The sequence below is a fragment of the Lewinella sp. LCG006 genome, from assembly GCF_040784935.1.
Lineage (GTDB): Bacteria > Bacteroidota > Bacteroidia > Chitinophagales > Saprospiraceae > Lewinella.
In genome coordinates, this window is sequence record NZ_CP160680.1 from 6,786,344 (window position 1) to 6,798,953 (window position 12,610).

The 12,610-nt window shown below is 47.9% G+C and carries 8 protein-coding genes and 1 tRNA gene; 6 read left to right on the forward strand and 3 right to left on the reverse strand.

Annotation, left to right across the window (positions count from 1 at the left end):
* Window positions 1-11 precede the first annotated feature (11 nt).
* Together AB0L18_RS24820 and AB0L18_RS24825 are read right to left on the reverse strand one after the other, a co-directional pair.
* Window positions 12-728 (reverse strand): NUDIX domain-containing protein, encoded by a 717-nt coding sequence (locus AB0L18_RS24820; protein WP_367390020.1) that lies wholly within the window; start codon window positions 726-728, stop codon window positions 12-14.
* A 7-nt stretch (window positions 729-735) separates the two neighbouring features.
* Window positions 736-2,187, reverse strand: a complete 1,452-nt coding sequence (locus tag AB0L18_RS24825) for a nicotinate phosphoribosyltransferase (protein WP_367390021.1) — start codon at window positions 2,185-2,187, stop codon at window positions 736-738.
* Window positions 2,188-2,404: 217 nt separating this feature from the next.
* Here AB0L18_RS24825 and AB0L18_RS24830 point away from each other — a divergent pair, with 217 nt between their 5' ends.
* From AB0L18_RS24830 to AB0L18_RS24855, 6 genes are all read left to right on the forward strand, one after another.
* Entirely contained in the window at window positions 2,405-2,998 is a 594-nt protein-coding gene (locus tag AB0L18_RS24830) for a hypothetical protein (RefSeq protein WP_367390022.1), read from the forward strand.
* A gap of 115 nt (window positions 2,999-3,113) precedes the next feature.
* Entirely contained in the window at window positions 3,114-4,787 is a 1,674-nt protein-coding gene (locus AB0L18_RS24835; protein ID WP_367389257.1) for an IS1634 family transposase, read from the forward strand.
* Window positions 4,788-4,996: 209 nt separating this feature from the next.
* Window positions 4,997-7,855, forward strand: a complete 2,859-nt coding sequence (locus tag AB0L18_RS24840) for a hypothetical protein (protein WP_367390023.1) — start codon at window positions 4,997-4,999, stop codon at window positions 7,853-7,855.
* A gap of 115 nt (window positions 7,856-7,970) precedes the next feature.
* Window positions 7,971-8,044, forward strand: a tRNA-Pro gene (locus AB0L18_RS24845).
* A gap of 183 nt (window positions 8,045-8,227) precedes the next feature.
* Window positions 8,228-8,509 carry a YciI family protein gene (locus AB0L18_RS24850; protein WP_367390024.1) on the forward strand — a complete coding sequence of 94 codons (282 nt, stop codon included), beginning with the start codon at window positions 8,228-8,230 and terminating at the stop codon, window positions 8,507-8,509.
* Between the two features lie 89 nt (window positions 8,510-8,598).
* Window positions 8,599-10,032 carry a CotH kinase family protein gene (locus AB0L18_RS24855; protein WP_367390025.1) on the forward strand — a complete coding sequence of 478 codons (1,434 nt, stop codon included), beginning with the start codon at window positions 8,599-8,601 and terminating at the stop codon, window positions 10,030-10,032.
* A 154-nt stretch (window positions 10,033-10,186) separates the two neighbouring features.
* Here AB0L18_RS24855 and AB0L18_RS24860 read toward each other — a convergent pair whose 3' ends face one another.
* A complete protein-coding gene (locus AB0L18_RS24860) occupies window positions 10,187-12,445 on the reverse strand; it encodes a glycoside hydrolase family 3 C-terminal domain-containing protein (protein WP_367390026.1) in 2,259 nt (752 codons plus the stop codon).
* Window positions 12,446-12,610: the final 165 nt, after the last annotated feature.

Consider the following 12,610-nt stretch of genomic DNA (forward strand, 5'->3'; position numbering starts at 1 on the left):
AAGTAGTAAAATCAAATTTCAAAATCGACGCCTCGCTTGAGGAGATCTGGCTCCCGATTTTGGAAAAGTTCCTGGTATTTTTCCTTATCAAAGCTGAAGAGCATCGCTGGCCGATGTGCAACATTGGTTTGCCGACCAACCTCCCGCAGCACCCCCATTTTCATGATGCGGGTGCGGAAATTTCGTTTGTTCAGGCTCGGAACGCCCAGTACCGTTTCGTACAATTGCTGCAACTGCGAAAGGGTAAAATGCTCCGGAAGCAGCTCAAAACCAATGGGTTGATAACGGAGCTTAGAACGTAACCGGTCTAATGCTGTTTGTAAAATTACAGCATGATCAAAAGCCAACTCCGGAAGATCATTGATACTGTACCAGGCAGCATCTTCGGCATCGGTGTCAGCCCGCAGGGTATGCTCCGCAAGGTTGACTAGCGCAAAATAAGCCACGCTGATGACTCTACCACGGGGATCACGGCCCAGGCTACCAAAGGTGTAGAGCTGTTCCATAAAGATATTCTCCACCCCTGTTTCTTCCTTCAGCTCACGACGAGCAGCGTTCTCCAGCGACTCTTCTATTTGCACAAAACCACCGGGCAGGGCCCACTTGTTTGCATAGGGCTCCCCCTTGCGGCGAATCAACAAGACTTTGAGTTGTTGTGATTCGTCGAGACCAAAAATTACGCAATCGACCGTTACGGAAGGTCGTGGATATTCGTACGTATATGGCATACCTAAGCTACTTGTTTTGAGCGATCAATTGTTGCTTTAGAGCAGCTAATTGAAGCTCTAATCCATAAACATAGGGTTTGTCAGCCCTTTTTTCCAGGCCTTCAATCTGCGTGCGACAAAAGTCTCTGATTGCCTCTAAGGTAGGGAAATCATAGCAGAAATCGCCTTCATTGATAATGGGTAATAGGAGGTCTTTACTCTCTGCATTTTCTGAAAGCGTCACTGTACCGGCCAGATGAAAAGGCACCAATTCGGGCACCACGCCTGGCGGGCGGCCCTTTTCGTAAATGATGTCACCTATTGGTATTCCCTCCTCAAAATAGCGTCTTACCTGTTGTGCACCGGGGTTGGAGGTCTTTATTTCCTGATCACTTAGCTTCAGGCGTGGTTCCAATTGTCCTTCATCATTCGCAATGGCCGCCAATTTGTAAACGCCGCCCAAAGCTGGCTGGTCATAGCCCGTCGCCAGGCGCGTTCCGATTCCCCAGGTCGTAATTTTCGCACCAGCTTGTTTCAGGTCCCGGATCGCATGTTCGTCCAGGTCATTGCTGGCAACAATGGCCGCTTCAGGAAAACCCGCTTCATCAAGTAAGATGCGGGCCCGTTTACTAAGGCTGGCCAAATCTCCGCTATCGAGGCGTATTCCCAATAGACGGTGGCCTTTTTCTCTCAATTCCAAACCTACCTTGAGAGCATTCTCTACACCAGAGAGGGTATCGTAGGTATCGACTAAAAAAGTACAATTATTGGGCAGTGCAGCTGCATAAGTTCGAAAAGCTTCCAGTTCATCCGCAAAAACCATTACCCAACTGTGCGCGTGAGTACCCTTTACAGGAATACCCAGATGTTGTCCCGCCCATACATTACTGGTCGCATCACATCCCCCTATGTAAGCCGAACGGCTGGCGGTTAATCCACCATCTATCCCCTGTGCACGGCGTAGGCCAAACTCCAGGAGTAGATCAGCTCCGGCCGCTTGGCGCATCCGAGCGGCTTTGGTAGCAATTAGGCTGGAAAAATTAACCAATGAAAGCAAAGCCGTTTCGATTAACTGGGCCTCTGCCAGCGGAGCTTCAATACGAATTAATGGCTCATGGGGAAACATCAACGTACCTTCCGGAACAGCATAGACCGTACCCGAAAAACGCATTCGTTGCAGGTAATGCAAAAAGGTCTCAGAAAACAAAACTCTTCCATCTGCTCCTTTCAAGCTCCCCAAATATTGAACCTCTTCCGCTGAATAACCGAAATTTCGCAAATAATCCGCTACTAACGCCAAGCCCGCAGCAACGGTGTATTGTCCCTTGAAAGGGTGGGCCCGAAAAAAAAGATGAAAGACTGCGGGGCGTTCGTGAATCTTCTGCTGCCAGTAGCCATAAACCATGGTAAGTTGGTATAAATCAGTGAGATTCCCCCACCCTGCCCGGTATATTTTACTCAAATGTGAGCCTTGGATCATTGCACTTAGTTTATTTTCAAAACTAAGGTATGACTTATTCTTGTAATTTGCAAAAAGCCACAACTTTTTATGCCTTTTACCCGCCGTTCCACTTTCTGAAACCATTGCTCCCTCGGCATACAACCTCTTGGGGTAACTATTCGTCTCTACTTACGTCACAATAAATAACCTTAATTCTGGTTTAAGAAACGAATGTGACCGCAAACTGTCATCCAGCATGAAGATACCATTTTCCCTCCTTTTTAGTCTTTGTCTCACCAGCCTCGTCTACAGCCAGAACGATGATGCCCTTGACCCTCTTAAAAGCTGGGAACTAGCGGAAGCCAAGTGGGAAGAAAAAGCTCATTTCGAGGGCAAATTTCGGGTATGGAGCCCTGGTGACTTTCAGGAGAAAGTAGATAGTATTGAAACGCCTTTGGGCAAAATGATCTACCACACTTTGTACCTTGCCCCTACCAGTGAAAAAGCGGAAAACGAAGTGTACATGATCAGCTATGTTGATTACCCCGAAGGCACGCTTCCCGCTGATAGTACCGAACTGATTCAAGCGATGCTGGATGAAACCCAAGAAGCAGCCCTCGAATCGGTGCGGGGAGAGATGATGTTTTCTCAAGATGGTTTTATTCAAACCTTTCCCTACCGCTACTGGCGAATTGATTACCTCAACGGCCGTGGCAGCATTCGCACCAAAGCCATCATTGCCAACCATCGCTTTTATACCGTCCAAACCGTTACGCGCCGAGAATACGGCATGAATACTTCTACGGATCGTTTTATTGATTCGTTCAAGGTGTTTCAGCCTAAGGGGTAGAGGTGGTTGTTGGTTGACTATTGACCGGATGCGAAACACTTCCGACTTCCGACTTCCCACGGTCTTTTCGCGTAAGACGAAAGTGAGTTCGCAAAGCGTTTTATAAGAAAACTGTATGCTGATCAAAGCAGAGCCTGTAGGCGATCTACCGGCGATTAGTCGCCTACTCCAATCGACCGGTTTGTCCCAGCGCGTGGACAAGCACTATCCTACTCATCATTTGTGGCAGGGAACCAGTATTGGCAAGACATTGGAGGCTTTTCTGGTCTATATTCTGAGCGAGAACGATCATCGACTGTACAACGTAGAAGACTGGGCTTTGGGCTTGGAGCGCACGTTGAGTTGGCTTTTGGATGAAGCTGATTTTCAGGCTGCTTATCTCAGTGATGACCGTTTGGGTAGTCTGCTGGACTACCTGTCTAAGGACGATGAGCGCTGGATGTCCTTTCAGCGCGATCATAACCAATCGCTAATTCGGTTTTACGATCTGGACAACGGTACTGATCAAGGTCCCCTTGATACGGTGCGTATCGACAGTACCACGGCTCAAAGTCATCGAGAAACAGAAGGCATTTTTCAGTTGGGGCATAATGCCACGGGTTTGGCCCTACCTCAGGTAAAATTGATGCTACTGGCTATAGACAAAGCCAACCTGCCACTGGCTCTGAACGTGGTAGCAGGGCAAAACAGTGACGACAAGCTTTACGTGCCAGCCTTGGAACAGGCCTGGGAACAAGGTCTCAAGTCCAAAGGAGTACTGGTAGTGGGAGACCGCAAGCTGTGTAATCAGTACAATATGTGTTTCATTGCTGACAGCGGCAACTACTACTTGGGCCCATTGGCTCAACGGCAATACTCACGAGAGGAATTAATGCAAGCCCGTGAGTGGATTGAGCAACAACAAGAGCCCGCCGAACGCGTAATGCGTCAGGCGGCGGGAAGTAAGGATTCACAAGCCATCGCGCTGGTTAAAGAGCTGCCCGCACGTGAAATCATCTCCGCTGACGGCACGATTCACACCCAAAGGCTATTCGGGGTATGTAGCTTGAATCTACGCAAGCGCCAAGTTGCCCAACTAGAGCAACGCTGCCAGACCGCTTGCCAGGAGGTCAGACTGCGCTTCACGCGCAACCGAGGTCGTAAAACGATCAAGTCGGTAGAGGAAGCTGAACGAACCATCAACAAGATACTGGACAAGCACAAAGTCGCTCACCTATACAGCTGGAAGATCACACTATCTCAGGACCCGGCCGAACCTTGCAGTGTGGAACTTACACTGGACGAGCAGCAAAACAACATCGAACAGCAACTGGCCGGATGGCGCGTGATGGCCACTAACGCTCCTTCGGATAGACTCTCGGCTTGCGAGGTGGTACTTTGTTACTGGGAGGAGTATCGTATCGAGCAGCATTTTCATTTGCTGTTGACCAAATGCACCTCGCTTACGCCAATCTTCCTGAAAAAAGAAAATCGCATCCAAGCCATGTTGCGCATACTAATGCTGGCTCTACAGTACTATAATCTGTGGCAATACACCATCCGCCAAACACTGAAAAGCGAACAAAACAGCTATCTTACCAATCTGGTGCCCGGCAATCCCGGCCGCAAAGTTGAGCGACCTACCACATCGCTGGTCTTAAGCGCGTTCCGAAGCGTCCAGATGATCTACATAATGACTGATGATCACAAAGCCAGCGTACACTTGCAGGGCATCGAAGAACATCACCTGAGGTTGCTTAAGATGATGCGATTGCCAACAGATATTTATCGTCATCCATGGGAGGCGTGAACTCACTTTCGTCTTACGCGAAAAGACCGTCCCACTTCCGACTTTAAAATAGCTGATGGTTAGATGGTTGTAAAATAGGGCCACAGTATTTTCTTAATTAGTACCTTTAAAGGAAAATGCTGAAACGAACTTGCCTACTCGTTTGCTGTACCTTTCTAATCATCCCTTTACTGCTCAGGGCCCAATCTGACCCCTCCCTTTTCCAAAGTATGGCATGGCGCAACATCGGTCCTGCTAACATGATGGGGCGGATCGCCGATATTGATGCTTTGAATACCGATTATCGCCATGTTATCTGCGCCTCCGCTTCGGGAGGGGTTTTTCAAAGTAAGAATGGGGGGATTACCTGGGACGCAATTTTTGATGAAGCGGGTGCGGGCTCCATTGGCTCCGTTGCTTTGCACCAGGCCCAACCTGAGATTATCTGGGTAGGTACGGGCGAATCCGCCAACCGCAATAGCTCGGGTTGGGGAGATGGCCTCTACAAAAGTACCGATGGAGGGCAAAGTTTTCTACGGGTTGGATTTGAAGACAGTCATCATATTGCCGACATTGCCTTGCATCCTACCGACCCAAACATTGCCTATGTCGCAGTAGTGGGCCACCTGTGGGGTTACAGTGGTGAAAGAGGCTTATACAAAACGACGGATGGCGGTAAAAATTGGCAAAAACTGACCAACAACCTGCCCGAAGACGGTAAGACCGGCTGTACCGAAATTGTGATGCACCCCGATGATCCTAACACCCTTTTTGCTGGATTTTATCACCGGCTAAGGCAGCCTTTTTATTATACCAGTGGTGGAGAGGAAGGGGGAATGTTTCAAAGTAAAGATGGCGGAAAAACCTGGAAAAAACTCACTAGCGGCCTTCCTACTGGTGCCACGGGTATGATCGATATTTCCATTTGCAGAAAGTTTCCCAACATCATGGTTGCCGCCATTGAGGCCGACGAGAACCTGCCCAAAGGTGTACCGGGTTCCGGCGTTTATCGTTCTGATGACGGTGGTGATCATTGGCAATTTATGTACAAACACGCCGTCCGCCCCTTTTATCACGGGCAGATAGAAATTGATCCTTCCCGGCCAGATACCATTTATGTCGTTTCACGAGATTTTCAAATTTCCTATGATGGGGGAAAAACCTTTAAACCCCGACGTTGGCGCACCGACGGAGGGGATGATCATGCCATGTGGATCGCTCCTTACGATAGCGATATTATGTACTTGGGTACCGACCAAGGCTTGCGTCTCAGTGTAGATGGTGGAGCTACCATTCTCTCCTACAACAACATGGCGATTGGCCAGTACTATGCCATTGGTGTGGATATGCAAGACCCTTATTGGGTAGGTGGTGGCCTTCAAGACAATGGCCTTTGGATCGGGCCTAGCAACAGTAGAGAGCCTAGAGGTATTTTGAACGAGCACAATACCTGGGTTGGGGAAGGCGATGGTTTTCATTTTCAGGTTGACCCTACCGATTGGCGAACAACATACCTGGTGAATCACGTAGGTTTTGCCGTAAGGATCAATCGCGAAACCAGGGAATACGAGTACATTACGCCAAGTCCGCAAACCATCACCAACTATCAGGAGCACTTCGATCCGCAGCGAACAGACCCCTTGATTGAATACACGATTGACCCCGGTGAGCACTGGTTTTTTTACGAAGAAACCGATCGCCAGAAGCTTCCTCCTCAATTTCGGTTCAACTGGAGTAGCCCGCTGGTGCTCTCTCCTACCCTGCCGCAACGGGTCTATTTTGCGGGTAACCACGTTTTTCGTTCCGACGATAAAGGAAAAACCTGGCGGATCATCAGTCCCGACTTAACGGCGAATGATCCAGCCTGGCGTAATCCTTCTCAGAGTGGTTACCTCACGCGTAGTGTAACTGGCGGAGAAAATCATTTCACGGTCGTCACTATCGCCGAATCACCGATGAATACCGATGTCGTTTGGGCGGGCACCGATGATGGCTATCTGCACGTCACACGAGATGGGGGTTATCATTGGGAAGAAGTAGGCATTCATCTCCCCGAGGTACCGCGCCGTGAAGCTGCTCCTGGCAAAACCTACGGAGGAACCGCATGGGTGAGTAGAGTGGAACCCTCGCGGCACCAACCGGGGCGATGTTATGTCACCCTGGACAATCACCGCTACGATGATATGCAGCCCTATGTTTTTGTGACGGAAGACTATGGTAAAACCTGGCAAGCACTGCATCAAAACCTGCCAAAGGAGTGGAGCTGTTACGTTGTCAGGGAAGATCCACAGGTAGAGAATCTCCTATTTGTTGGTACAGAAACGGCCGTACATTTTAGCCTCGACCGGGGAAAGCAGTGGCAAAGTCTGCGCAATAACATGCCTAAGGTAGCCATCCACGACTTGGTGATTCATCCCCGCGAAGGAGACCTTATAGCTGGCACCCACGGTCGAAGCATCTGGATACTCGACGATCTCAGTGCGCTACGTGCATTGGCCCAACCAGGCAGCAAAGGCGAATTCAGCTTCCTTCCCAGTCGGCGTTCTACCCGATGGCAAAGTATCAATACGGGCCGCAAACAGCCTTATTTCCAATTCATTGGCGAAAACCCTCGCGATGGTGGCCTCCTCCAATGCTGGGTAAGTGAGGCCACAGCTGGCGATTCTCTGACCGTCACCGTGAAAGGCAATTTGACAGAAAACCAGCAATGGAAGGTTGCGGCTCAGCCAGGTCTTAACCGCATATATTGGGAGATGAGTTTCCCCCCAGTACCTCCCTTAAAAGAGATAGCAGTGATGTTGGCTACGATTAACCAACTAAAACCCCAAATAAAGGACAAAGTAAAACAGCGCCAATTAAGCGAACTGGCCGACGGATTTGAGAAGGTCGAGCAAAACTACGACGAAGATCGCTATCTGGAATTATGGGACATCATGGCTGCTGATTACGGACACTATGGGTATCCGCTGGGTGCCAGACCTCGCCCCATCGCCGCCAGCGCCGGACACTATTCCGTAGAAATCGAGTACCGAGGGCAGCTTGTCAGCGGGCAGGTAGAACTAAGAGACGACCCAATACTTGATAAATAAACAAGTCTTTCCTTAAGAAAAGAAATGGGTTTTGGCTTGCAGGGTTGAAGAAAAGTTTCTTTCTTTGCGTTCCCCGAATGAAAGGCACTTCTTTTATGGTGTTTTCGTTCTTTTTCGGGATGTAGCGCAGCCCGGTAGCGCGTTCGCCTGGGGGGCGAGAGGCCGCAGGTTCAAATCCTGTCATCCCGACTTAAAGCCTGTTCTTCGGAACGGGCTTTTTTTTTGAACCACATGAGGCAAATAAGGGCACAGGAGGATTTTGAAAAACAGCATTAGATATCTACGCTCTATCGACGATGGGCATTTTTTAAGGGCATAGACACAAATAATTTTCAATACCTTAGTGAGTTCTCTCCATAAAACGGTCTATCAATGTGGTATTTACTTGTTTATCAATTGGTTGATAATTACCTGGAGGCACGGGAAGCTTATCGGGCTGAGCATTTCCAGCACGTCAAAGCATCGCAGGCTAAAGGAGCTTTTTTTCTGGGAGGAGCTTTTGAGGGTGGCAAAGAGGCTGGCTTACTCTTCAAGGTCGAAGACATTAAGGAAATAGAAGAATTTGTCAATAATGACCCTTACTATCTAGCGGGCCTGGTGACCCGCTGGGAGGCAAAGCTATGGCACGTCGTCATTGGTCCGGAACGGGATTAAGTGGTCGGCTTGTAGCGACAGGAGGATTTTCTTTATCTTTCCCCATTATTTAAAACAAACTTGTCTACTGGGCACAACTTGGGTCTGTTATGAAAAAGATTTTCTTACTCTTTGGGTTTGCATTATTATTGGTCATCAGCTGTAAAAAAGACTCTTCCGATGGACCGGGACCGATAGGCCCAGTTGGTACTGACAGTGAGCTACCTTATGTGGTCATCACCACAGCATCAGACATTGAAAACGAACCTAAAGTACCGGGTCAACTCCGAATTTATCAGCAAGATCAAGAGGTCTTTACGAGTACCATTGGCATCGAGTACCGAGGCTCGACTTCTTTTCGCCTAAGCGATAAAAAGTCTTATGGTTTTGAAACCTGGGATGACAATAACAATGATGAAGCCAAAAGCATCCTGGGATTTCCTGAAGAGGAAGACTGGATTTTAATGGGCCACGTCTTTCGTGCTAGTGAGGGCATCATTTTTGATCCCACCCTGATGCGCCATCATATTGGTTATGAGCTGTATCGCTCCATGGGTAATTATGCCAGTCGTAGCCAATTCATAGAACTGACAGTGAATGGTAACTTCAGGGGAACCTATCTGCTGATGGAGAAACTAAAGCGGGATAACGACCGTATTGACATTGCCCGCCTGGAGGAAAGTGATAATGACCCAGAACAAATCACCGGAGGTTATATTCTAAAAATAGATAAGACATCAGGGGCAGATGTAGCCCCTAATCAACCCCTCTCCTATTACGAATCAAACTGGGATGATGATGCGCGTTATAACGAGACCATCAGTTTCAGGTCTAATTATGGTGTGGATGGCTCTACCTTAGACTTTGAAGCTTTCCGTCCGCCTTATCATGCTCAGCAGTATTTAGAGACCTACTTTTTGTACGAATATCCCCGAGCAGACCGGATTACTGCACAGCAAAAGGAATACATTCAAGGGTATATGGAGTCGTTTGAAACGGCCTTACTCAACGATGACCTTACTTCGAACGAAAGAAGCTACACCGATTACATAGAGCTCTCCAGCTTTGTTGATTACTTCATCCTCAACGAATTGGTAAGCAATGTGGATGCCTATCGTATCAGCACCTACTTGTTCAAAGATCGAGGAGAAAAGCTGCATATTGGTCCCGTTTGGGATTTGAATATTGGCTACAACTCACAAGACCGTGTGCCCTCCAATGACTGGATTGCGAATTACAATGACTATGTACCCGGCGATGCCTGGCTGGTCCCCTTCTGGTGGGATCGCCTGCTAGAAGACCCTGTTTTTATTAATCTACTAAAACAACGCTGGAGTTCCTTGAGGGCAAACGTACTCGCAACGCAAAGAATAGAAGACCTTGTTCGTGAAACCTCGGCCTACCTGGTCGACAATGGCGCCATTGAACGCAACTACGAACGCTGGTCGGGAATAGAAGTTGATTATGCCAACGAGATAGAGGCAATGATCAACTACCTCAAAAATAGATTGGCTTGGATGGACGAAACGATTCCTAATATGTAAAATGGGTACTTGGTACGGTGTACTTGGATTAAAAAGGTGTTCTATCTGACTACCTAGTACTGTGAGGTTTACCTACGGTGCTGCCGGCCCGCCTGCTGTACCACCATGGCCAGCAGCACCGTAGGTAAACCTCAGCTTATTTAGTCTTACATTATTACAGTACCCCCTTCACCTTCTCTACCAAGATTTCATTGGCTACCGTAAAGTTCTTCTTAAGGCGAATATCCGTACTGGAAGCGCCAATTTTCACTTCGTAGTCACCAGGCTCCACCATCCAGGCAGCATTCTCGGTTGCGAATGAAGCTAAATCTTTAGCCGTAAGGACAAAAGATAGTTTTTCTGTTTCACCTGGCTTAAGGGTTTTGGTTTTACCAAACGCCTTCAGCTCTAAGGCAGGCTTTTCCATTGATTTCCCTGGTGCAGTAAGGTAGAGCTGCACGACTTCCTTACCGCTGTATGCTCCGGTATTTTTCACCGTCACTTCTACCGTAAGTTTATCGGAAAAGGAGGAAGCACTTAAAGACAAACCACTGTACTCAAAGCTGGTATAAGACAAGCCAAAACCAAAAGGATAAGCGGTGGGCTTTTGGTAAGTATGGTAGTATCGGTACCCGACCATGATGCCTTCATCATAGCTGATTTTCATGTCTTTACCCATACTCATGGGACCTACCATTTTTTCTTTTCCACCGGGAATCTCTTCTCCAGGAAAAGTAGCCGCACCAGGAACATCGTCATAACTTATTGGAAAAGTAGTTGGCAATTTTCCTGAAGGCGTCACTTTTCCCGTTAACACATCAGCCAGTGCATTGCCTGCTTCTTGGCCACCTTGCCAGGCGAGCACAACAGCATCCACCTGATCGCGCCAGCTAGCCATTTCGATAACGTTGCCAATATTGAGTAGTAGTACTACTTTTTTCCCCGCTGCGTGGTAGACCTCTGAGACCGCTTTTATCATTGACTTTTCAGCGGCCGTGAGGTAGAAGTCTCCTTCTTGTTTACGGTCCTGAAATTCTCCAGAATTACGGCCAATGGTGATAAAAGCCATTTCTGTAGCGGCAGCCGCCTTTTCTATTTCCGCCTTTTCGAGTGGTTTTTCCGTGATTGGAGGCAATAACTCAAAAAAGAATTTTTTCTCCGGCAAATTGGCCTTCTCGTTTGCAATGTAAGTTTCGTAACTGTCCTTGAGCGGGGTATCAATGGTGATGCCTGCATTTTCCAATCCTTCTACCAAGGATACGGTATAGGCTTCATTGACATCTCCACTTCCCGATCCACCAGCAATAAATTCATAAGAACCTATCCCGAAGGCTGCTACCTTTTTTGTGTTTCCAGAAAGCGGTAAAGCCTTGTCCTGATTTTTTAGCAACACAATTCCTTCAGCCCCTGCTCGACGTGCTATTTCCGCGTGCTTCTTCAGATCAGGATTATCACTATAGGCGTATTCCTGGTAAACAGGAGACTGCAACAAAATGCGCAAAATACGTCCTACATTTCTGTCCAGTATTGATTCCTCCAATTCACCTGCTTTTACCGCTTGTAAAATGGCAGCTCTTTGCTCAGGCACACCCGGCATGATGAGGTCATTGCCTGCTTTCATTTGTGCCACCGCATCATCACCGGCAAACCAGTCGGTCATTACTAAGCCTTCGAAGCCCCATTCTTCCCGTAGGATGGTCTCTAATAATTCACTGCTTTGTGAGGTGTAGGTGCCATTTACTTTATTGTAGGAGCTCATTACCGTCCAGGGCTGTGCATGCTTTACAACGATCTCAAACCCTCTTAGGTAAATCTCCCGCAAGGCACGAGCACCTACCTCCGTATCCAGCATCATCCGGTTGGTCTCGCTATTATTGGCTACGAAGTGCTTGATACTTGTTCCTACACCATTTGATTCTACCCCATTTACGATGGCTGCTGCCATGTACCCACTCAAATAAGGATCCTCAGAGTAGTATTCAAAATTGCGGCCTGCCAACGGATTGCGATGTATATTAAGTGCCGGAGCCAGTAGGATATCTGCACCGTACTCCTTTACCTCTTTCCCAAAAGCTTTACCTAATTCCTCAACCAATTCCGTATCCCAGCTTGATGCCAGCAGCGTAGCAATAGGGAAAGCAGTGCAATAAAAGGTCTTGTCGGTACCTTCTCGGGTTGGTTCAATACGAAGACCAGCAGGGCCGTCAGAAAGTACCATGGAAGGTATGCCTAGTCGTTTCACTTCGTAGGTGCTGCCCGCCGCTCCAGGCACCTTTTCGGGCTGCTCAGCTTCTGTCAATCCGGGAACATTCATCCCCATTCCAACCACTAGATTCACTTTCTCTTCCAGTGTCAATTGGGCGATCCAATCTTTTACCTGCTGATCAATCGCAGCATCAGTCGACTCATTTTCAGGCGATTTGCTTTCTTCCATGGTATTGTTTTTGTTTTCGCACGCTAATAAAATAAGCGAAAAAAATAAGACGGCAAGTATTTTCTGCATGGCTTTAATGCTTTATTGTGTCACAATGACACAAATATAGAGAATTATTTCTCCGCTTTATTAATTATCTTTGATTTTATTAATAGCTGCCCTTTT